This is a genomic window from Rhodanobacter sp. MP1X3 (genome assembly GCF_014207165.1).
Classification (GTDB): domain Bacteria; phylum Pseudomonadota; class Gammaproteobacteria; order Xanthomonadales; family Rhodanobacteraceae; genus Rhodanobacter.
This window is the reverse complement of the sequence record NZ_JACHCO010000001.1, coordinates 526,593-548,278: the sequence shown is the minus strand read 5'-3', so window position 1 is coordinate 548,278 and position 21,686 is coordinate 526,593. Positions and strand designations below refer to the sequence as shown.

Annotated in this window: 17 protein-coding genes; 14 read left to right on the top strand and 3 right to left on the bottom strand. The window is 59.4% G+C overall.

The features are described 5' to 3' along the window. Nucleotides 1–67 precede the first annotated feature (67 nt). From HDE79_RS02190 to HDE79_RS02155, 8 genes are all read left to right on the top strand, one after another. Nucleotides 68–1,075: an aldo/keto reductase gene (locus HDE79_RS02190; RefSeq protein WP_184600279.1), complete on the top strand. Its 1,008-nt coding sequence runs from the start codon at nucleotides 68–70 to the stop codon at nucleotides 1,073–1,075. 71 nt (nucleotides 1,076–1,146) lie between these two features. Beyond that, nucleotides 1,147–1,971, top strand: a complete 825-nt coding sequence (queF, locus tag HDE79_RS02185; RefSeq protein WP_184600278.1) for an NADPH-dependent 7-cyano-7-deazaguanine reductase QueF — start codon at nucleotides 1,147–1,149, stop codon at nucleotides 1,969–1,971. A 138-nt stretch (nucleotides 1,972–2,109) separates the two neighbouring features. Continuing rightward, nucleotides 2,110–2,724 (top strand): hypothetical protein, encoded by a 615-nt coding sequence (locus HDE79_RS02180; RefSeq protein WP_184600277.1) that lies wholly within the window; start codon nucleotides 2,110–2,112, stop codon nucleotides 2,722–2,724. A 189-nt stretch (nucleotides 2,725–2,913) separates the two neighbouring features. Further along, the gene (locus tag HDE79_RS02175) at nucleotides 2,914–3,633 is read left to right on the top strand and encodes a helix-turn-helix domain-containing protein (protein ID WP_184600276.1); all 720 of its coding nucleotides are present in this window, start codon (nucleotides 2,914–2,916) and stop codon (nucleotides 3,631–3,633) included. A 161-nt stretch (nucleotides 3,634–3,794) separates the two neighbouring features. Continuing rightward, a complete protein-coding gene (locus HDE79_RS02170; RefSeq protein WP_184600275.1) occupies nucleotides 3,795–5,651 on the top strand; it encodes an aspartyl protease family protein in 1,857 nt (618 codons plus the stop codon). A gap of 390 nt (nucleotides 5,652–6,041) precedes the next feature. After that, nucleotides 6,042–6,560 carry a sigma-70 family RNA polymerase sigma factor gene (locus HDE79_RS02165; protein ID WP_184600274.1) on the top strand — a complete coding sequence of 173 codons (519 nt, stop codon included), beginning with the start codon at nucleotides 6,042–6,044 and terminating at the stop codon, nucleotides 6,558–6,560. Next, nucleotides 6,557–7,519 carry a FecR domain-containing protein gene (locus HDE79_RS02160; RefSeq protein WP_184600273.1) on the top strand — a complete coding sequence of 321 codons (963 nt, stop codon included), beginning with the start codon at nucleotides 6,557–6,559 and terminating at the stop codon, nucleotides 7,517–7,519. Before HDE79_RS02165 ends, HDE79_RS02160 begins: the two co-directional genes overlap by 4 nt. A 181-nt stretch (nucleotides 7,520–7,700) precedes the next feature. After that, nucleotides 7,701–10,943: a TonB-dependent receptor gene (locus HDE79_RS02155; RefSeq protein ID WP_184600272.1), complete on the top strand. Its 3,243-nt coding sequence runs from the start codon at nucleotides 7,701–7,703 to the stop codon at nucleotides 10,941–10,943. Here the strand turns inward: HDE79_RS02155 and HDE79_RS02150 are convergent. After that, nucleotides 10,919–11,089 carry a hypothetical protein gene (locus HDE79_RS02150; protein WP_184600271.1) on the bottom strand — a complete coding sequence of 57 codons (171 nt, stop codon included), beginning with the start codon at nucleotides 11,087–11,089 and terminating at the stop codon, nucleotides 10,919–10,921. The genes HDE79_RS02155 and HDE79_RS02150 overlap by 25 nt on opposite strands. A gap of 112 nt (nucleotides 11,090–11,201) precedes the next feature. On the opposite strand from HDE79_RS02150, the gene HDE79_RS02145 reads away from it, so the two are divergent. Further along, nucleotides 11,202–13,502, top strand: a complete 2,301-nt coding sequence (locus HDE79_RS02145; protein WP_184600270.1) for a protease pro-enzyme activation domain-containing protein — start codon at nucleotides 11,202–11,204, stop codon at nucleotides 13,500–13,502. Nucleotides 13,503–13,611: 109 nt separating this feature from the next. On the opposite strand, the gene HDE79_RS02140 is transcribed toward HDE79_RS02145, so the two are convergent. Further along, nucleotides 13,612–14,586, bottom strand: coding sequence for a hypothetical protein (locus tag HDE79_RS02140; protein WP_184600269.1), 975 nt, complete (start codon nucleotides 14,584–14,586; stop codon nucleotides 13,612–13,614). A gap of 79 nt (nucleotides 14,587–14,665) precedes the next feature. Then, nucleotides 14,666–16,879 carry a hypothetical protein gene (locus tag HDE79_RS02135; RefSeq protein WP_184600268.1) on the bottom strand — a complete coding sequence of 738 codons (2,214 nt, stop codon included), beginning with the start codon at nucleotides 16,877–16,879 and terminating at the stop codon, nucleotides 14,666–14,668. A 264-nt stretch (nucleotides 16,880–17,143) separates the two neighbouring features. Here HDE79_RS02135 and HDE79_RS02130 point away from each other — a divergent pair, with 264 nt between their 5' ends. From HDE79_RS02130 to HDE79_RS02110, 5 genes are all read left to right on the top strand, one after another. Continuing rightward, a complete protein-coding gene (locus tag HDE79_RS02130) occupies nucleotides 17,144–17,656 on the top strand; it encodes an ECF-type sigma factor (protein WP_184600267.1) in 513 nt (170 codons plus the stop codon). Beyond that, the gene (locus HDE79_RS02125; RefSeq protein WP_184600266.1) at nucleotides 17,653–20,439 is read left to right on the top strand and encodes a serine/threonine-protein kinase; all 2,787 of its coding nucleotides are present in this window, start codon (nucleotides 17,653–17,655) and stop codon (nucleotides 20,437–20,439) included. Before HDE79_RS02130 ends, HDE79_RS02125 begins: the two co-directional genes overlap by 4 nt. Nucleotides 20,440–20,464: 25 nt before the next feature. Continuing rightward, a complete protein-coding gene (locus HDE79_RS02120) occupies nucleotides 20,465–20,914 on the top strand; it encodes a hypothetical protein (protein WP_184600265.1) in 450 nt (149 codons plus the stop codon). A 67-nt stretch (nucleotides 20,915–20,981) separates the two neighbouring features. Continuing rightward, nucleotides 20,982–21,158, top strand: a complete 177-nt coding sequence (locus HDE79_RS02115; protein WP_184600264.1) for a hypothetical protein — start codon at nucleotides 20,982–20,984, stop codon at nucleotides 21,156–21,158. An 86-nt stretch (nucleotides 21,159–21,244) separates the two neighbouring features. Next, nucleotides 21,245–21,649, top strand: coding sequence for a hypothetical protein (locus HDE79_RS02110; protein WP_184600263.1), 405 nt, complete (start codon nucleotides 21,245–21,247; stop codon nucleotides 21,647–21,649). The last annotated feature ends 37 nt before the right edge of the window (nucleotides 21,650–21,686 follow it).

Sequence of the window (21,686 nt, the reverse complement as noted above, 5' to 3'; positions counted from 1 at the left end):
GGTCAGCTATCCGCTCCGGTGCGACCTACATCAACCCATCCCACCTCCCTCGCATAAAGGACATCCCATGCAAAACCGTACGCTTGGCAAAAATATCGGCGGCCAGCCAGGGCCCCAGGTTTCCGCCCTAGGCCTCGGCTGCATGGGCATGAGCGACTTTTACAGCGGTCGCGATGACATCGAGTCGATCGCCACCATCCAGCATGCGCTCGACCGTGGACTTACCCTGCTCGACACGGCCGACATGTATGGCCCGTTCCTCAACGAGGAACTGGTCGGCAAGGCGATCAAGGGCCGTCGCGAAGATGCTTTTATCGCGACCAAGTTCGGCATCGTGCGCGACCCGAACGACCCGACCAAGCGTGGCGTCAGCGGCCACCCGGACTACGTGCGCAAGGCCTGCGAAGGGAGCCTCAAGCGGCTGGGCGTGGAAACCATCGACCTCTATTACCAGCACCGCGTCGACACCAGCGTACCGATCGAGGATACCGTGGGCGCGATGGCCAAGCTCGTCAGTGCGGGCAAGGTGCGTTATCTCGGCCTGTCCGAAGCCTCCGGTGCGACCATCGAGCGAGCGCATGCGGTACACCCTATCGCCGCGTTGCAAAGTGAGTTCTCGCTGTGGACGCGCGACCCACAGACCAATGGCATGCTCGACGCCTGCCGCAAGCTCGGCATCAGCCTGGTGGCGTACTCGCCGCTTGGTCGCGGCTTTCTCACCGGTGCGATTCGTTCGCCTGAGGACTTCGAGGCCGACGACTACCGCCGTGGCAGCCCGCGCTTCCAGGGCGACAACTTCAGGCACAACCTCGAGCTGGTCGATCAGGTGCAGAAGCTGGCGAGCGACAAGGGCTGCACGCCCGCGCAGTTGGCGCTGGCCTGGGTGCTGGCGCAAGGCGACGACGTCGTGGCGATCCCCGGCACCAAGCACCGCAGCCGCCTGGATGAAAACCTCGGTGCCCTCGACGTGAAGCTCGGCGCGGCCGAACTGAAGGCGATCGAGGCGGTGTTCCCACCGGATGCCGCCGTCGGTACACGCTACGCCGAAGCGGCGATGCATATGGTCAACGTGTAAACCCTTGAGCGACGCACTTACCCGCGGCCCTGTTCGCAGGTGCCGCGGGCAAAGCCGTTAAACTGGGTGGCATGAGTACACCCGAACAGTCCCCGCTCGGCCAGAGCACCGTCTACGCCGACCGCTACGATCCCAGCCTGCTGTTTCCGATACCGCGCGCCGGCAAGCGCGCAGAGATCGGCGTCGGCGACACGCTGCCCTTCCACGGCGTCGATATCTGGAATGCCTACGAACTGTCGTGGCTCGACGCGCGCGGCAAGCCGGTGGTGGCGATGGCCGAATTCCGCGTACCCGCCACCTCGCCCAGCATCATCGAGTCGAAGTCGTTCAAGCTGTACTTGAACGGTTTTGCGCAGGAGCGCGTCAGCGACGTCGATACACTGACCGCCACGCTGAAACGTGACCTGTCTCAAGCTGCCGGGTCCGGCATCGAAGTACGGCTCAGCGACGTCAGCACCACGGCGCACACGCTCGCCGATCTGGACGGCCATCTGCTCGATGACCAGTCCATCGACATCGATCACTACGGGCCACCCGAGGCCGGCTTCTTGCAGATCGATGTCGGCGCCACCACGATCGAGGAAGCCGTAGTCTCGCACCTGCTGCGCTCCAACTGCCCGGTTACCGGCCAGCCGGACTGGGGCAGCGTGCAGATTGCCTACCGCGGCGCGCCGATCGATCACGCCGGATTGCTGCGCTATCTGGTCTCATTCCGCAATCACAACGAATTTCACGAGCAGTGCGTGGAGCGCATCTACGTCGACGTGATGGCACGCTGCAGCCCCGAACAGCTCAGCGTTTACGCCCGCTACACCCGGCGCGGCGGCCTGGACATCAATCCGTTTCGCAGCAGTACGGCGCTGAACCCAGCCAATTCACGCAGTGCCCGCCAGTAGTGCCAAGGCCCTCTGGTAATCGGCGCTTCATATCGGCACCGCTAATCTCTTGAATTGGATCAAAGCATCTGGACTGGCAACGCTGAGCCCGTCACCATGGCCCGCTAGCCACCACGTTATCAACCCTGGAGCCACACCATGTCACTTTCACCGCGTTCCGCCGTGCTGTTCAGCGCCACATTCGCCAGCATGCTCCTGCTCAGCGCCTGCGGCAAAAGCGAAGCGCCCGCGCCAGCACCCGCAGCGGCGAGTACGGCAGCACCCGCTCCAGCAGCTACGGCTCCTGCTGCCGCCAGCACCGCCGTAAAGCCAGCAGCGACACCGGCTACCAGCAGCACCGCTGCCAGTGCGCCGGCCAACGCCGCGACCGTTGCGGCTGCACCCGCCACCACTTCTGCAGCGGCCAGCACGCCGCTGAGCTTTTCCAAGCTGACGCTGGGCGATGCCGTCAATAGCGAGCGCCAGGTGACCAAGGCCAGTACCAGTTTTGCGGTAACGGACAAGACCATCTACGCCAGCGTCGCCACCGAAGGCAGCAGCAACGGTGCAAAGCTCAATGCCAAGTGGAGCTACCTGGAAGGCCAAGGCATCGTGGTGAGCAACATCACCCAGTCAATCGCCACTGATGGCCCGGCCATCACCACCTTCAAGGTGCAGAACCCAGACCTGTGGCCGGAAGGCAAGTACAAGGTCGAGATCTCGCTGGATGGCAAGACCGTCGCCGACCAGGATTTCCAGATCAGCAAACGCTGATTGGGCTACGATCTGTCGCGAGTGAAAAAGCGCCCGTCAGGGCGCTTTTTTTGTTCAAATTCAGCAGAACAGGCTGCCATTACGACTCACTCGCGGTTGCACGAATGCGATGCCCAGACGCGATCGCTCTCGCACGATGTAACCGCAAACTCGATACGGCAGGCGCTGTCATCCCGATCAAGACGTAATATGAAGCATGCCTCTCTGTTCGATGTCATTTGCAAAAGCGCCCATCGGCCATCAGTGCCACGACGCCTGCAGCGACTTGACCGACATTGCCACGATGGCGCATTTGCCACCGTGGTGCTCAGCGGCGGTTACACGGAAGCCGGTGATGAGGGGCGCCGCACGGTGGTTGCGGGTGATGTACTGATCCATCGCGCTTACGAGTCCCATCTCGACTGTTTTTCACGACGCGGCGCCGAAGTACTGATCCTGCCGGTGGCGACCAACGACAGCGTCGCCTTGTTCGGAAGGGCGGCTGATCCCGACCGACTGCTGCGCCTGGCCCGACGCTCACCACAGGATGCATGGCTATTGCTGGTCGAAACCCTGCAGGCGTCGGAACAGCAACATCATGACTGGCCCGACTTGCTCGCCGAGCAACTTCGGCTGGATGTCCATTTGTCGTTGCGGCGGTGGGCCGAAGACACCGGATTGCGGCCTGAATCGGTCAGCCGTGGCTTCCAGCGCGCGTACGGCAGCTCGCCAAAATCGTTCCGCGCCCGTTCGCGCACACGCGCTGCCGTGCAGCGCATCTGCGAGTCCCGGCAGCCGCTTTGCGACATCGCCGTATCACTGGGTTTTGCCGATCAGGCGCATATGAGTCGGGCCGTCGCGGCGCTTACCGGCTTCGCGCCGAGCCACTGGCGTCAGACGGGGTTGCCGTTACCCAACCCCATGCTCTGATCAGCCGCCAGAGAGCATCCGCTCGACCGGGTTCGGTCAACTGGATTCAAGACGGGACGGGACCACGCGTCTAGTCTTTCGGCATGGTCAGCAGGCGCCGACAGCCAGGTAGTGGCTGAGCGCACGCACCAGATCCTCCATTCGCCAGCTGCAGGTATCTCATGCGCCACATTTTCATCGCAAGCATTCTCAGTGTCGGCATCAGCATCGCGGGTATCGCGCCCGCCCACGCCGCCAGTGACGTCAATACCATTCTTGCCGCCAACCGTGCGGCGATGAGCGGCGATGCCTGGAGCGGGAAAATCACCCTCGACAGCCACTTCGCTTACGTCGGCCAGGGCCTCACCGGCAGAACGTCATCGCTGATCGACTTTCAGCATGGTGCTTTCGTCGACAGCTATCAGATCGGCCCGAGCAGCGGTGCCAACGGCTTTGACGGTACGCGGGCCTGGGAAAAAGAACCCTCTGGTATATCGACCGACCAGGCCGGCGGCGATGTGCTGCAACTGGCGATCAACGAGGCCTATCGCGACAGCAACCTGTGGTGGCGCAGCGACCGCGGCGGCGCCCACATCAGCAGTGGTGGACGCACGACGACGAACCATGAAACGTTCGATGTGCTCACCGTGACGCCGCGAGATGGCAAACCCTTCGATGCATGGTTCGATGCCGGCACCCACCGGTTGGCGAGGACGGTGGAGTCACAGAGCCTCCAGACGATCACCACGTTCTATACCAACTATGCCGATGTCGACGGCATTCCCATCGCACACACCCTCGTGATCGATGACGGCAGCGGCACGGCCAACCGCCAGACAATGACCTTGACGTCCGCCCGTTTTGAACCTGCGCGTACCCTTGCCGCCTACGCCAGACCAGCGACGGCGCTGCACGATAGCTCGTTAGCCGGCAATGTCAGCGAAACCACGGTGCAGTTTCAACTGGTCAACAACCACATCTATGTCCAAGCATCGATCAATGGCAGCAAACCGCTGACCTTTATTGTCGACACCGGTGGCCACGACATCCTGACGCCGGAAACCGCGAAGAAGCTGGGTGTGAAAACGCAAGGCAGCCAGACCGCTGGCGGCGCCGGCGACAAGGTGGCCCAGAGTGGCCTGGCAAGAGTCGAGTCGATCTCGGTCGGTGCCGCCAAGCTCACTCGGCAAACCGTTACCGTTCTGCAGTTTTCCAACGCGGCCGAAGGCATCGACGAGCAAGGCATGATCGGCTATGAATTCTTCGCGCGCTTCATCGCGCGCATTGACTACGGCAAACACCAGATCACCTTTATCGACAAGCAACACTTCGATCCGAAAGACGCCGGTACGCCGGTACGCTTCCGCTTTTACCATCAGTTCCCCGAGGTACTGGGATCGTACGATGGCATTCCTGGCCGCTTCGGTATCGACACCGGCGCGCGAACCGCGCTGTCGTTGACGCGTCCGTTCGCCGAGAAAAATCATCTGCGCGAACGCGAGAAGAACGGTGTCGAGGCGCTGACCGGCTGGGGTGTCGGCGGCCCTACACGTGGCTTCGTGTTCCATGGCAACAACCTGAAGCTCGATGGTCTGACGATTGCTTCTCCGTTGACCGAATTCAGCCTGGACAAGGGTGGCGCGGGCGGTGTCGATGCGTTCCCCAATAACGTGGGTGGCGGCGTGCTCAAGCGCTTCGTGGTCACTTTCGACTACGACCACCAGCTGATGTATCTGAAACCGATTGAAGGCAAGATCGACGATCTGGACACGTTCGATCGCTCCGGCATGTGGATCAATCAGGTCGCGCAGGGTTTCGAGATCGTCGACGTGGGCAACGGGACGCCCGCGGCGGTCGCCAGCCTGCGCGTCGGTGACATCATCACCGCGGTCGATGGCAAGCCGGTCACTGCCATCAAGCTGTACGACCTGCGCAAGACGCTACGCAACAGTGCATCAGGCACAACACTGGACGTGATCTTCAGTCGGAAAGGGGCTCCACACGACACCCGACTTACACTGCGCGACCTGATTCGATGATGTCGCGATGGCACACCGCTGGTTCTGCGTCGTTGGAGCAGGCTTTGGTCTCCATGACAACCGGCGATGCATGAACTCGCTGCATCCATGACCAAAGGCCATATGAAGTCGCCGTCGGACATGAGTGCCAACGCACTTCGCTATACCCCGGCGACTGAACACCGCGCCTCACTGCACAAACGCATCCTGGCCCCGGCGCATCGGCAGCGCCGCCACGGAACATTGATGATGATGTAAAGCGGAATGGATACTCCGCATATCAAAGGCTTATTCGGTATTTAGGGGCTAGTTGCTGAGTGTTTCCGGTTGTATCGTGGGGACGGTGGAATACACACCGATAGCAGTCGTCAATGATATTTGGCTCGAAATTGCTCCCGGATCTGCAGAAACATGACCAACAACGCAACTGTTCTTGATACGCGAAGCCAGATCCTCGAACGTATTTTCCTGGCGCACTATCAGTGGCTTCGCCGTACGCTGCAGCGTCGCATGGGCGATGCCTTTGGTGCCGAGGATGTAACCGCCGAGACGTTTGCCCAGGTGGTTGCACTACCCCATCCTGAGACGATCATTGAACCTCGCGCGTTGCTCACCACGATTTCGCGGCGGGTGCTGTTCGGCATCTGGCGAAGAAGAGATCTTGAGCATGCCTGCCTGGAGGCGCTCGCACTCCGGGGACGAGACACTTGTCATTCGGCGGAAGAGCAGGCCCTTCTCGTGGAAGCGGTGATGTTGATCGACAAGGTTCTTGACGGGCTGTCATGTAAAGAACGACGTGTGTTTCTTCTTTATAAGCTGGACCGTCTTGGCTACGAGGAAATCGGCGATCTGATCGGGCTCTCACCCAGCCAGGTACGGCGCGTCGTTGCCAAAGGGCTGCGCCACTGTGTTGCTGCCGTCTCGACATGAACGCACACACTCGATCGTCATCGGACTTTATCCTCAATCAAGCCGTCGAATGGATGCTGCGACTGGAAGAAGGCGATTTGACCCATAGTGATCGGGCGCGGTACGACGCATGGCAACGTGCGGATCCTCGCCATGCCGAGGCGATATCAAAGTTGATGCAAGCAGCCAAATACTTCGACGTGCCACGGCAAATGGGTATCGAGACCGATACGCTTCTACAGAAACTCGAGAAATCCACGAGTCGACGCAAGCTGCTTCGCAATATGGCCGTGCTCGCCGGTATGACCGCCGGCGCCGGGTGGTTGGTGCATCGTGGAGCCTCGGGACTGAACCTCAGTGCCGACTTCCGCACAGCCACTGGGGAACGCCATTCTTATCGGTTACCCGATCAGTCACTCATTACCCTCAATGCACGCAGTGCGGCTGACATTGCCTTTGATAGTCACGAACGTCTTGTGCGGCTGCGGGCCGGTATGTTGATAGCCGACGTGGCGCATGACGGACAACGGCCCTTTGTCATTGACACCCTCTATGGCGGCGTTCGTGCGCTCGGTACCGAGTTCCAGGTTCGCCTGCTGCCAGACGGAGCGGAGGTCGCGGTGGCGAGTTCGAAGGTGGAGATTCGGACCCATTCAGGAGCTACCTGTCAGGTGCATGCGGGTGAGCGTGCGATGTTCACTTCGCACTCCATCGAGACGCCGAGCAAAACCCAGGATGGTGCAATGGCCTGGGTCAATGGTTACTACGTCGCGCTTGACGAACCACTGACCCATGTCATCGATGCGCTGCGCCCCTATCGTCGCGGCATTATCCGAGTGGACCCGGCAGTAGCCTCCATGCGCGTCAGCGCCGCGCTTCCTCTCGACGATACCGATCGGGCGCTCAACTCTCTGGCATCCATCATGCCGATTGAAATCCAGCGGTATACCCCTTACTGGGTCATCGTTTCCGCACGGTAGCTGCCACTGCCAAGCTCGGGCGATTTTTTTCGCAGCACCCGTCATTTTTCCGTTCTCGTTGCACATAGCCAATAGAAGGGTGCATTGCGTGTCCTTTGGGGGTGTATCTGCAATCAAATGAATCGACCCATTGCTGGTGGGGCCAGCGGTCGATTTCCAGAAAACGCTAAGGGGTGGGGCTATGAAGGGAAAACCTTTTCCGGCGGCGAGACCGTTACTGGTACTCGCGATCATGGGGGCCATGCTGCCGGCGATGTCCGTGTATGCACAATCGGACTCGACGGCTCAAGTCCAACAAAGCTACAACGTGGCTGCGGGGCCGCTGGCCGATGTGCTGGTGAAGCTCGCGCAAGCATCCGGTGCTGCGATCGTCTTTGATCCCCAGCTTGTCGCCAACAAGAGTTCGCGCGGGGTACAGGGCGTCTTTACGCGCGAGCAAGCGTTGCATGAAGCGCTCGTGGGGACGGGGCTTGAGCCCTCGATAAAAAGCAATGGAACCCTGAGCGTTCAGCCCGCGGCCATTCCAGCTGGCACGGCCGCCGTCGCGCCACAGGCTTCGACCCCAAGCAGCCCGCTGCAGACCAAGAACCTGCAGGCCGTGCAAGTCACCGGCTCGTTGATCCGCAGCGTGGATGTGGAAATGGCACAGCCGGTGGTCACCATCACGGCACAGGACATCCAGCGCCAGGGTTTCGCCACGGTCGGCCAGTTCCTGCAGAACCTCACGGCGGCCAATGTACCTGACATCAGCAAATCCGATCCTTTGGATGCCGGCGTGGATGCGGGCGGCACCTTCATCAATCTGCGCGGCTTGAGCGCGGTGCGCACGCTGATCCTGGTGGATGGCAAGCGCTGGGGTACGTCCTACGACGGTTTTACCAATCTGGATACCATTCCGAGCTCGATCATCGACCATATCGATGTGCTGGCCGACGGCGCTTCAGCGATCTACGGTTCGGACGCTATCGCTGGCGTAGTCAATATCATCACCAAGAAAAATTTCGACGGCATCCAGTTCGACAGTTACGACGGCCAGTACATGCCCCACCACGACGGTGACCAAGAGCAATACGGCATGACCTTCGGCAAGACCAGCCAGCGCGGTTCGATCCTGTTCTCCGCGCAATACCAGAATCAAGACGCCCTCAACGGCGACAGTCGCCCGTTCAGTGCCTATCCGTTGACCAACCTGCATCCGCTCAGCGGCTGGGCGACTGTTGGTCCGTACGGACAGATCCTCAACACGGCATCGGGGTCCCCGCTGATCCTCAATGCCGGTGGCAATCCACTGAACATCAACGACTACCATACGCAGGTGCTGCCGACCTCAGGCCCCAATGGCAACGTTACCAATCCGGGCGACACCTACAACCTGCAATCGCTGAGCAACCTGCAGAGTGCCACCAATATGAAGAACCTGTTTCTTCAGGGGCATTACGACCTGCTCAACAACCTCACCGCCAACTTCAACCTGGACTACAACGAGCAGGGCAATACCGCCTTGCTGGGTGGGTATCCGTTGTCGACCTACAATGGTGACTACGCGCTTTCGCAGAACAGCTACTACAACCCTTACAACGCTCCCGGGCAGACGCCCCAGGACATCGACTATCAGCGAGCTCTGGTCGAGTTGCCGCGCTATACCATCAACAAGGTCAAGAACTATCGCTACAGTTTTGGACTGGAAGGCAACTTCGCTATCGGCGACCATCTGTTCAACTGGGACGCCAGCTACTACGACACCAAATTCGAGGGCAATATCTACGCTACAGGCAATCTGTGGTTGGCAAACCTGCAGAATGCCCTCGGTCCGTCGTTCATGAATGCCAGCGGCAATGTGGTCTGCGGCGCGCCGGGTAAGGTGATTGCCGGCTGCGTGCCGTTGAACGTGCTGGCCGGCCCCGGTGGCATCACGCCGGCGATGTTCAAGTATCTCGAGGCTGATACCGACGACCATTACGGCAGCCAGGAGAAAGGTCCGCAGGTCGACCTCAGCGGCGACCTCTACAAGCTGCCCGGCGGCGACCTGACCTTTGCGGTCGGCGCCTCGCATCGTACCGAGAGCGGTTACGACAACCCCGATCCCGTCGATGTACAGGGCTTGACGACCAATCTCGCCGGACAGCCTACGCAGGGTTCTTACGGCGTCAACGAAGCCTATGCCGAGGTCAACGTGCCGTTGCTCAAGGATCTGCCATTCGCGCAGGCGCTGAGCCTGGACGTGGCAAGGCGCTTTTCCCATTACAGCAACTTCGGCAGCACCCGCAACAACTCGTTCAAGCTGGCCTGGAAGCCGTTTGACGACCTGCTGTTCCGCGCCAGCTATGGCACCGGGTTCCGCGCTCCGACAGTAGGCGATCTCTACGGTGGTGTCTCGACCACCTATCCCGCCTATGACGATCCCTGCGACGCTACTTTCGGCCTGGCCAAGTACAACGCCGCCGTGGCGAAAAACTGCAGCAACGGCATTGGCGGGCAGCCGGCCTTGAGTCAGGCGGCACTGAATGCTGCCGGCCTGGGCGGCGAGTTTTCAAACGGATTCATGCAGGAGCAATCACCGGGCATTCCGGTGACTGCTCCGGGTGGCTCGCCGGTGTACGGGCCGTTTACTCTGGGCGGAAATCCCAACCTGAAGCCCGAAACCTCGGACAGCGCGCAGATCGGCTTCGTCTACAGCCCGAGCTACCTGACCGGCTTCAACGCGACCGTGGACTGGTTCAATTACAAGGTGCGCAATGTTATTTCGTCGATCAGCCCGAACGAGGTGCTGGATAACTGTTATCAGCTAGGCATCGTCGCCGATTGCAACCTGTTCCAGCGCAACGCGGCAAACAACTATCAGGTAAGCAGTTTGTTCTCCGGCGAAGAGAACCAGGGTTACCTGGAGACCAGCGGTTATGACGTAACGCTTTCCTATGCCTTGCCCAAACTGTCCTTCGGGGAGTTCAAGCTGACCTCCAGCTCTACCTATTTGTCGAAGTTCAACACTCTGCAGTATCCCGGGGTGCCGGTGAGTTACGATGCCGGCACCGCAGGCAATTGGCGGGTGCGCTCCAATTTCACCATCGGCTGGACGTATGGCGACTTCGGCGCGTCGTGGAACCTCCGCTATTTCTCGCCGCAAAAGGCGACTTGCTATAACCCCTCCTACAGCGCCTACCCCTGCACACTGCCCAACTACTATGCGGCGGGAACCGGCGTGACACCGCTGACGCAGGTGCCCTCGGTGACCTTCAACGATCTGCAGGTGTACTGGAATGCACCGTGGCACGCCACGATCTCGGTGGGCGCAAACAATATCTTCAATCGTCTGGGGCCATACATGTACAACGGCTCGGGTACGGATAGCTTGTATGCGTACAGCGCATCGTACGACTACGGACGTTTCGTCTACGTGCGTTACAGCCAGAAGCTCGACTGGTAAGCACTGGCGGCCTGGCAGGTCGACACTGCGTTCACTTCAACAGCGAACGCAGCATCCAGGCGGCGACTTCGTTGTTTCTGCAGGCAACCGGCAACCACCTCCACGCTCCCTTCGTCGCCGACGTCATCGGCGATCTCGATGTTCAATCACGGTAATCAAAGGAGGTTCAACAGATGCCAGAGTGACCATATCGTTTTGCAAATTCCACGACAGGGGGGCCTCGTTTATTTGCAATTAAATCATTTCAAGGAAACAGTCATGAATAACAGGCACCTGTTACTGTGCGCTTCGATCGCTGCAGCTCTAACAACCCTACCTACGATCGCACCGGCACAAACGGCAACTCCGCAAGACGCAGTGACTGCGGACATCTATACGGCCGAAATGCCGCGAGTAACGAAGACGATCGACAACAGGATCGTGTCGACGATTCAACAAAGCCATCTGACGCTTGTTGCCAAGTCGACGCCAGCAGGGAATGTGGCCGACTCGACCCCCATGAACCACATGCAACTCGTGCTCAAGCGCAGTGCGCTGCGTGAAGCGGCACTGGATTCATTGATCGCTGCCCAGCACGATCCCAAGTCAGCCAAATTCCACCGCTGGCTGACGCCGCAGCAATACGGCAAGACGTTCGGCGTCGCCGATGCCGACATCGCCGCAGCGAAGTCATGGCTGGTATCACAGGGCTTCACCGTCAACGGTGTATACCCGAACCAGATGCAGATCGACTTCAGCGGCACGGCAGGCCTGGTAAAGAACGCGTTCCGCACGCAGGAAAGCCATTACACGATCAACAAGACCAGCCACATCGCAAATGCCAGCGACATCAGCATCCCCACGGCTCTGCAGGACGTGGTCGTCGGTATCGCCGGCCTTAATGACCTGCATCCGCAGGCCATGCATATCGCCCCTAAGGTGGCGCAGTTCAGCACCGCCACGCAGAAGTTCAAGGTCAGGCAACCGGCCACTGCTGCTGCAACCTCGGCCACGAACCCCGAGGCGGTCTCGTTTACCAATGGCGCGCGCGGCCTGGTGCCTTATGACCTCGCCAAGATGTATGGTGTCGATCAACTGCATGCCAATGGCGTGACCGGTACCGGCATCACCATCGCAGTGGTTGAAGACAGCTCCATGGTGCCTGCGGACTGGACCAATTTCGTCAGTCAATTCAATCTCGGCAGCTACGGCGGCACGTTCACGCAGATCCAGCCACAAGCAACCGGCTTTACCAATTGCATCGATCCGACAATTGCCGTTCCCGGCGAGGATGACGGCGAAACTCTGCTCGATGCGGAGTGGTCCACCGCGATGGCGCCGGGCGCGCATATCCAGGTCGCCAGTTGCGATGATTCCAACAGCAGCAACTTCTTCGGCGGCGTATTCACCGCAGCGACGAATCTGATCAACGGTACCACTCGCCCAGACGTGATCAGTGCCAGTTACGGCTATGGCGAGGGCTTTACCGATACTGCCAGCAAGACAGCGATCGATCTGATGTGGGCGCAAGCCGATGCCGAAGGCATTTCGGTGTTCGTCTCCAGCGGCGACTCGGGCTCCAATCCGAGCTTCAACGGTGGAGTAATTTCCGGCGCAGGCATCGACGCCAATGCGTTCGGCACATCGCCCAACGACACGGTTGTCGGTGGCACGGATACCGCGGACGTTCTGGAAGGCACCACCAGCAAGTACTTCAGCAAGACGACAAACCCGGTGTACGGATCGGCACTTTCGTATGTGCCGGAGATCCCGTGGAACCAGTCCTGCGGCAACTCGGTGGCGGCCAAGTCCGTAGGCCTCGCCAGCGCGCTCGCCTTCTGCAAGCAGTATCTCAAGTACGACCCGTACGGTTACTACATTACGTCCGAGGCCGGCAGCGGCGGTCCCTCCTCGATTGATCGCAAGCCGGCATGGCAGCGACAGATCCACAATGCGGCGAAGGATCAGTCGCGCGACGTCCCGGATGTGGCCTTGTATGCCGGCTCCTATGGTGGCTACACCTATGTAATCACCTGCACCGCAGCCTATCCCTGCGTATCGGGATTTACCGCACCGGTTGAGCTCAGCGGTGGCACCTCATTGTCCTCGCCGATGTTCGCCGGCATCCAGGCGTTGATCGATCAAGGACTGGCCGCTCGCGGCCTGCCTGCTGACCAGGGCAACGCAGCACCTACGCTGTATGCGCTGGCAGCCGAGGAATACGGTGGGGCCACGGGTGGTGCGCCGGCCAGTCTGGAGGCATGCAGTGCCGATAACGGCACCAAGGGAACCGCGAAATGCGTATTCCACAATGTGACGAGCAGCGGGAACTCCACCCAGTGCATCCAACAGCTTCCTGCACTGGTCAGCCCTGATTGCTACTTCTACGGGACCATTTCGAACTATGAGGGAGAGTTCGGATCCGTCCAGGTAGGACTGACTTCGACCAGCGCCACGCAATACACGCCGAAGACGGCAGCCTATGACACTCAGCAAGGCTGGAGCTTTGCTTCGGGTCTGGGTTCGGTGAATGCCACCAACCTCCTTGCTGCATGGAAGGCATTCGTCAACGCACCGTAATGGACCGTAACGCTTGAACCATGCCCCTGGCGGTAGACGCCGCCAGGGGTTTTGCGATATTCAAGTACACCATATTTGCGTAGCCGCTCTCGCGGCTACGCAAATATGCTCAGATGCTGGTAGCTAGTTGCGTCCAGGCTGACCAAGCGGCCGATGCAGCAGTACTGGATTGCCAGCAGGTGTATAGATCAACCGCGTCGTTGGCCCGCGTATTGGCGGCGAGGATGAAAATCTGCAATCGCGTATCGCTCAACTTGCCGACCGCAATGGCGTAGACCGGCCCAACTCCCGCCGGCAGGGGAACCGGCTCCCAGGACGACACGCTCGCCGATGGCCATGACGACTGTATCGACGTGACCAGGCTACCGCCTTCAAGCAGGCACCACACTTCAACCCGGCCGTCAGCACGCACGCCTCCCGCTGCGCTCAAGACCTTTCCGGGCTGCAGTGACGCCGCTGTCCATGTGCTCCAGGGAACGTTTTCCTTGGTCGATTCTTTCCAGCAAGTAAACAGCTGATTGGATGATGTGCAGCACCACAGCTGTAGCCGCTTGTCCGGCAGATTGTGGACCGCGACTGCACCGGTTGCGTTGCCCGGAGTGGGCGCGCCGGCCATGGTCGACCACGCATTGAAAGACTGCTGGTTCGGCACCGACTGCCAGCAGGTGATGAGCTTGCCAGCATCATTGCTGCTACCGCCGATCTCAGGCTGATTGGCAAATAGCTGAACTCGGCCGGGCGCTGACAAACCTGCCGCCATCGCATTGCCAATAGGGGTCGCGGACAGCAACGCCGGCTGAGTCCAGGTCGTGCCGCCAAGTGCCCTGTAACGCGTGTATACCCAACCGTGTGTGCCCACCGTGGGCGGTCCCCAGACCTGTGGAACGCCGTTCTCATTCTGGCAGGCCGCAATGCAATCGAAGTCGCTGGCGGATGTCCCCGACAGTGGGAACAATGACGCCGCAGTCCAGGAGCCTGGGCCGCTACCCGTCTGCGAGAGCGTGATGCTTCCGCTGGGATAACCGCCAACGAAGAGCTGAAGATTGTCAGAACCGGGAAGGTTTACAACAGCTAACGATGACATATCGATATCTCCTGAATTTTGTAAGGTTTCAGTGTCGCCAGTGCCAATCAATACAGCCGCCTAAATGGCTATTGAATCGCTACTGAATCGGCGTTGTGGTCAATTGGCGAATCGGGGCCTGGGTGACTTTTGCATCCACACTGATGGTTCGTTTGCTCACCGTCGCTGCGGCAGGCGTTTTTTCAGCGGTGGAAAGCTCGAGCTCGTTGCCGGTGACTTGCGCCTTGACTGCCGTCTTGATGGTGATGTCGGAGCTTTGCTGCAGTGTCTCGGTCTTGGCCTGATCGTCGTAGAGGCCGTGGGTGAAAGTCACCTTCAAGACTTTGGCATCGGAGCTGTTCAAGGTGACTCCGCTCTTGGCGAGGTCGGCGAGACTGTGCACGGTCAGACTGGGATGAATGAGGTCGGAGCCTGAAGCCTCCGCGGATTTGACCTCGATGAACTGCCCGCCTTGATTGATGAGCGCCCGTACCGGCTTTCCCGTTTTCTTGGAGGAGAGCGTGAAAGTGAGGTCGGTCAGATTCTTGTCCGTGACCACATACACCAATCCGGATTTCTCGTAATCCTGGGCATAGTCCTTGTCGAATTGCGCCAGCAGAGCCTGCTGGGCAGCACTGCCCGCTTTCTCGGGGGCCACCTTCAGCACCTTGCTCGGATCACCGGAACGCGGACGCTTCGGGGTTTCCGCGGCGGCGTAGTTGGGCAACAGCACGACCTCGCTGCCCAGCCCCTGATCCGTAACATCCACCTTGCCGTTGATGATGAGTTTGCGGCCCTTGCTGTCGCTGACCTGGTCAACCGACACGTCGCTTCCAAAGATCACTTCCGACAGTCCCGAAAGGCTGCTGATCTGGTCTGTCCAACCGTCATCCGGGCCGTGATAGGCGATATACCCCATGCCGTTGTCGACCAGCCCGAGGAGACCGTCGTTTGTGCCGGTCCAGACCCCGTCGCTGCCCATGTCATAGCTCCAGTTGTCGCCGACGATGTCGACCTTCGGAGCGTTGGCGGTGTTCGGAATGCTGGTGCAGGGCGTGTTGGGGTTGTAAACCTCGATGTAGGTATGGGCGCCCGAATGGGTCACCGCCAGAGGTACCAGCACGTGACCTCCGCCACCGTGCTTGAGCGTCAGCAAACCGTAGTTGTAGTTGTATTTGCTGGAGGTGAGATCGTGCTCGATATTGGAAACAATGGTCGACGCGTGGCTCTCGATGCTGTCGAGCCAGTTGTGCACGAAGTAACCAGATAACTGCTGCCAGTGGGCGACGTTGATATCGAACTGGATATTTGCGGGCGTCTGGGAGAATAAGGCGTATCGGTAGTTGTGCCAGAAGCTTTCCTTGATATCCCCGACCACGAATTGATCTTCTCCAGCCACGGACAAAAGAGCCATGCCCTCGCAATTGCCGCTTGAGGCGAGACCTTTCCCGCTCTGATAAAGAATTTCATTGAAGGGATTAAGGTATTTTCCGGCCCAGGTGATCTGGAAGGCCGTTTGAAAAGTGGCATAGCTCAACTCGGGCGTGCCCTGGTTGACGAAAGCCCAGCCCGCCTGACATTCGAAGTCGTCAGGCTTGATGCCTATATAAAGCCGCGGATCGGGGGGAATCGCGCCGTGATGGCCGATGGTGATAATCACATAGGACGGCGGAACGTTGACGCACTGATCGTTGTTGCCAGGGTCGCGCGCATAATATCCATTATCGCTATAGCCATCGTCCTCAAACCCAAGGCTGAGGTAAAGCGGGTTTATCTTTAAGTTGCGACCGTCCGGCAGCGGGTCCGGAATATAGTGTTCCACCGGCACGCCGCCGCCCAGCCCATCACCGACGCCAAAGTCGCCGAGCCGGGAAAACAAGTTATAGAGCGATTTGGCCAGACCTGGATCATGGGGGGCAGCGGGCAAGGCCTCGGGGACAAGGATCAAACCGTGGTAGAGAACGTTGGTGTTGTCCCCCTGTGGATAGACGTAGCGTTTCCACGTGTCGCCCATGCCGCCGGTCTGGTCGCATCCCCCGGCCAGTACCTTGAATCTGTCGCCCGGCTGGAACTGGATCTGCGGGTAGTTGGTTGCCAACTGTGCGATATTGGGCTGGTCGATGCGCCATACGGTGACCTGAGACGTGTTTGTGTTCGGTGGTGTACTGACCACATCGATCAGATCACCGTGGCTGTCGAGGAATGATGCCTCGGCGCATTGGCTGGTTACCAGGGCGAGGGATCCGATGACCAAGGCCAATCGTGCTCCCAAGAGTGAACCGGACGCGTGCCGGCCGTGCGTTGTTGCTCGCATGGAATTCTCCTTAAGTTCGGCAGATTCAAAAGATGTCTCTTGCAGACCCTTACGGATCGGCATGCAGTCCGGACATTCCCCTTGATTGCGCAAAACGCGTGCAGCGCAGAAGCATCAACCCTGTACGAGAACAAATAGTTCACGACTAGTACTGTCCGTACCCTATTAAGCGGAATGCGGTGCCAGCAGAGATCATGGCTCCGAAAAATTTGTTCTACACTGCAAAAAGAGCGGCTTGCCAGGCAACACGGGGGGCGTAGCAACTTGAACAAAAACATCGAGTCTTCGTTTCGCGATCACTACGCCGAACTGCTCGCCTTGGCTCGATCGCGGCTGTCCCGGGAAAAGGCTCCCATCTCTACTGGCACACTTGCGCACGAGCTGTACCTGAATCTACAGGGCCGTAACGGACTTCGCTTCGAGACCATGGAGCAATTCCTGGCCTATGCCAGTCGCGCGATGCGATCGCTCCTGGTCGATATGGCGCGCGAGCGAATCGCACAGAAGCGTTCGGCTGAATTGCTACCCTTGACCTTGTGCGCCGAGGTCGCCGATCGCAGCGGCACGCCAGAGCAGATACTGCTACTCGATCAAGCATTCGAACGGCTCGGCCAAGTCGAACCGCGTTTGTTGCAAGTCGCGGAGATGCGCGCGGTGATGGGTATGGAAGTGCCTGCGATTGCTGCCGCACTGTCGCTGTCCGAGCCAACGATCAAACGTGATTGGCAACGCGGCAAAGCTTTCCTGTATGAAGCGCTTGGGGTGCCGCTTGGATGAACTCACCCGGTCAAGCCGAGTCTCTGGACGCTCTGGCCATGACCTGGCTGGATCGATTGCTCGATGCTCCCTCGAGTACACGCGACGTTGAATTAGCCAAGTTAGCCACCGAGCAGCCGGCGCTGCACGAACGGCTTCTCCGACTGCTGAAGGCAGCAGAAGCGACGGATAATTCATTACTGTTGCAGCTTCCGGCGGCTTTTGACCTGCCGTCCTTGCAGCATCAGCCAGAAGCAACGATCGGCCTCAACGCCGGCATGTGCCTGGGCGGCTACCGTCTGTTACGCGAGCTGGGCCGGGGTGGCATGTCGACAGTCTGGCTGGCCGAGCGGATCGATGGTGTGGTGAAGCGTCAGGTGGCGCTGAAGATACCGCTATTCACTTTCAACTCTGCCGTTGCCGTCGAACGATTCACGCGCGAGCGGGACATACTGGCCGCGCTGAGTCATCCGCATATCGGCCAGATCTACGACGCCAGCGTCTCGGCGACAGGTCAACCCTTCATCGTGCTGGAATTCATCGATGGGGTTTCCATTACCGAAGCCTGCGACATCCGACACTTGGGTATCCGCGAACGCTTGATGTTGTTTCTGCAGGTGCTGGACGCGGTCAACTATGCCCATCGGCACCTGATTGTGCATCGCGACCTGAAGCCCTCGAATATTCTGGTCGATGCCAGCGGCCAGGTTAAATTGCTCGATTTCGGGATTGCCAAGTTGCTTGGCGATCCGGCGCTGCAGATGGAGTCCACCGCGTTGACGCGCGATGGCGACAGTGTGATGACGCCGCGCTATGCCGCCCCCGAGCAACTGAACAACGGACAGATCTCGACGGCAACCGACGTTTACGCACTCGGCGTCATTCTGTTCGAATTGCTTACCGGTGCCACGCCTTTCCTGTCGGAGTCGGCGTCGTTGGCGAACTGGGTACATGCAGTCCTGCATGTCGAGCCAGGGCGCGCCGGGCGGGCAACCATCGATCTTGCGGCCGCGCAGTCGCGCAACCTGCCCGACGCCGGGCGCCTTCGCGCAGCACTCAAGGGCGATCTCGAAACCATTATCGGCAAAGCCTTGCGCAAGACCAGTGTGGAACGGTATGGCTCGGTCGAGCGCTTCGCCGACGATATCCAGGCCTATCTTGTCAGCCGTCCGATCAGCGCGCGGCCACCGTCGCTCGCGCATATCTCGCGCCTGTTCATGCGGCGCAATCGCGCCGCCTGTATCGCCGCGACCATCGGCTTGGCCATTGCCGCGGGGTTTGCAACGGCCGCATGGCAACAGCATGTAGAGAGTGTGGCGCAACGCGTACGCGGCGATACCGTACGGGATTTCATGTACGCACTCATCAGTGACGCCGAGCCGGACGAAAAGCATCCTGACGCCGCGCCCACCGGCCGCCAAATGGTCGATGGCGCTGTCAAACGCGCGCGTGTGGAATTCAAGGATCAGGCCCGCCTTCGTGGCGAACTGCTCTCCGAACTCGGGCACATGTACAACCGATTGGGAAATTCCGAGGAGTCGGCACAAGTACTCACTGAAGCGCTCGGCCTGCTTGAGGCCACCGCCCCGGCGAATGACCCGGCATTGAACCGGACGCGAAGCTGGGTTGCGTTCGCAATCATCCATGATGATCCCGCCCGTGCCGCGGCGCTTGCCCAGGCGGCGCTCAGCGCCTGCGATCGTGGGACTGAATGCGCCAAGGCTCGCTACTATGCCAATACGGTGCTGAGTACGCTTGACCTGCGCCGGGGAAACGCGACGGCAGCGCTCGATCAAATGCGCCAAGGCGTAGACAACAGCGAAATCGGCTCGGGACCGAAGTCCCCGGAGACAGTGGTCGCATTGATGGATTTTGCGGTAGTAGCACGCAACGTGGGACATCTCACCGAGGCTGTCGAGGCGTTGAATCGCGCGCTGGCGCTGAGTCAGCAGACCACGCTGCGGCAGGCCGATCGCATCGTGTTGGAACGCAACCGAGGAATACTCAGCCTTGATCTGGGCAACTATGCCGCGGCTGCCAGTCGCTTTGAAAGCTTGTTGAACCAGATCCACGAACAGGTCGATCAGACACACGGCCAACAAGGTTTTCTATGGCGGCTGTTGGCGACTGCCCGGCTGGGACTCGGCGAGCCGGTCGCTGCGAGTGATGCCGCGGCCGCGGCAATACGCCTGGACGGCACATCGGCACATGATTCCGAACACTTGTTTGCACGCCAGACGGAAGCAAGAGCGTTCGCGATGATGGGCAAGTACGACGACGCCACTATACAAATGCAGGATGTCATCAAAGGCTTGCAGATAGCGGGCTATTCGGCCAATGCCATGGAAGTGTTGCGTGCGCGCCGGTATTTGTCGGAAGTGCGGTTGCGTAGTGGTGATTATGCGACTGGTCTCAGTGAACTGCTTGAGTTGGCAGCGCAGCAGTCGCAGGTTGCAGCCGGCCAGGAGGTCGAGTTGGCACAGGTATTCGAACTGATCGGCTGTGCGTTGCGCGAAACCGGGCGCGCCAATGACGCACTGGCCTGGCATCTCAAGGCGCGCGCACTATTCGAAAAAAATTTGCCGGCCGATCATCCTTTTCTGGATCGAAATACGCTTTACACCATAGCGGCGCAATTCAGTGCCAAGGCTGCCGCAGCCACAGGCGAGAACCTCAAACGCCAAGCTCAGTTGTATAGCGACAGGTTTCCAGCCGACTCGCTATGGCGTCGGATGCTCGATGAGGCCATTCTGCCAGGGCACTGCCCAGACCAACGGTCAGCAATGTGTGCGCTGATCTTGTAAGCAAGATCCACTCAAGGGGAACATCATGCAATCGAAGACTTCACAGCGAATCCGCCCTCTGATCCTGCTCGGCCTGCTATGCACGCTCAACCTGGTGCGCGCAGGTGAAACACCGCCGGTAGCTCAACCTGCGCAGACGAAAACACCTGCACAGATAGCTCATCAGTTGCCGAAGAAGACGCCGGCGCAGATCAAAGCTGAGTTACGTGCGGTACTTTTGCGTATCAACGAACTTTCCTACTACATCGCATCCACTAACGACGCATCCGCTGACTCCAAAGGCGCCATAACCGTGAGCACTTTCGAATGCAATGGGCCGGTGGACCCCAACTCGCACAAACCTTGGCCTCCAAAAATAGGAGATGCCATGGATGCGGAATCGTTTGCTCGCGTATTGACCGCTCTGAAAGTCACCAACACCAATTCTGCCAAGGGCCGTGAACTCACAATAATGGACGTCTGCCACCCGCAGTAGGATTGAGGTTCGCGCGCGCACCGATCGATCGAGTGCCGACCACGAGTTTTCTAGATACAACGGGCAGGTGGCTGAGTCCGCATACACGTTCGATCTGATCGGCTGCGCGTTGCGCGAAACCAGGGGTGCCGATGAAGTGCTGACTTGGCACCTCAAGGCGCGCCCGTTATTCAGAAAAATACCGGCCGATGATCCCTTTATGGATCGAGATACGTTTTACACCATGGCGGCGGATATTCGATGAGCCTATTCTGCCGAGGCGCTGCCCTGACCGTCGGTCAATGGCATGTGCATTGATCTTGCAAGCACGATTCATTCAAGGAGAACATCATGAAATCGACGATTTTGCAACGAATCCGCCCCCTGGTGCTGATCGGTCTGCTATGCACGCTCGGCTTGGCACAAGCGGACGAAGCACAGCCTAAACCTTTACCGCCAGCGACGCCTGCACAAATCCAGGCGGAGTTACGCGCGGTACTTTTGCGTATCAACGTGCTTTCCTATTACCTCGCACCCGTCAACAACGCATCCGCGGATACAAGAGCTTCGGCAACAGTGAGTCCTTTCGAATGCAATGGATCGGTGCCGCCCAACTCAAGCAAGCCGTGGCCTCCAAAGGAGGGCGATGCCGTGGATACGGAATCGCTTACTCGCGTATTGAAGGTTCTGATAGTCACCAACAACAATCTTGCCAATGGGCGTGGACCAACGGCACAGGACGTCTGCGTGCAGTAGGATGAAATTCACGCTCGTGATCGGTCGAGTGCCGATC

Coding starts and splice junctions, on each gene's coding strand:
- HDE79_RS02190 (WP_184600279.1), top strand. CDS start 68: ATGCAAAACCGTACGCTTGGCAAAAATATCGGCGGCCAGCCAGGGCCC.
- queF (WP_184600278.1), top strand. CDS start 1,147: ATGAGTACACCCGAACAGTCCCCGCTCGGCCAGAGCACCGTCTACGCC.
- HDE79_RS02180 (WP_184600277.1), top strand. CDS start 2,110: ATGTCACTTTCACCGCGTTCCGCCGTGCTGTTCAGCGCCACATTCGCC.
- HDE79_RS02175 (WP_184600276.1), top strand. CDS start 2,914: ATGAAGCATGCCTCTCTGTTCGATGTCATTTGCAAAAGCGCCCATCGG.
- HDE79_RS02170 (WP_184600275.1), top strand. CDS start 3,795: ATGCGCCACATTTTCATCGCAAGCATTCTCAGTGTCGGCATCAGCATC.
- HDE79_RS02165 (WP_184600274.1), top strand. CDS start 6,042: ATGACCAACAACGCAACTGTTCTTGATACGCGAAGCCAGATCCTCGAA.
- HDE79_RS02160 (WP_184600273.1), top strand. CDS start 6,557: ATGAACGCACACACTCGATCGTCATCGGACTTTATCCTCAATCAAGCC.
- HDE79_RS02155 (WP_184600272.1), top strand. CDS start 7,701: ATGAAGGGAAAACCTTTTCCGGCGGCGAGACCGTTACTGGTACTCGCG.
- HDE79_RS02145 (WP_184600270.1), top strand. CDS start 11,202: ATGAATAACAGGCACCTGTTACTGTGCGCTTCGATCGCTGCAGCTCTA.
- HDE79_RS02140 (WP_184600269.1), bottom strand. CDS start 14,586: ATGTCATCGTTAGCTGTTGTAAACCTTCCCGGTTCTGACAATCTTCAG.
- HDE79_RS02135 (WP_184600268.1), bottom strand. CDS start 16,879: ATGCGAGCAACAACGCACGGCCGGCACGCGTCCGGTTCACTCTTGGGA.
- HDE79_RS02125 (WP_184600266.1), top strand. CDS start 17,653: ATGAACTCACCCGGTCAAGCCGAGTCTCTGGACGCTCTGGCCATGACC.
- HDE79_RS02120 (WP_184600265.1), top strand. CDS start 20,465: ATGCAATCGAAGACTTCACAGCGAATCCGCCCTCTGATCCTGCTCGGC.
- HDE79_RS02110 (WP_184600263.1), top strand. CDS start 21,245: ATGAAATCGACGATTTTGCAACGAATCCGCCCCCTGGTGCTGATCGGT.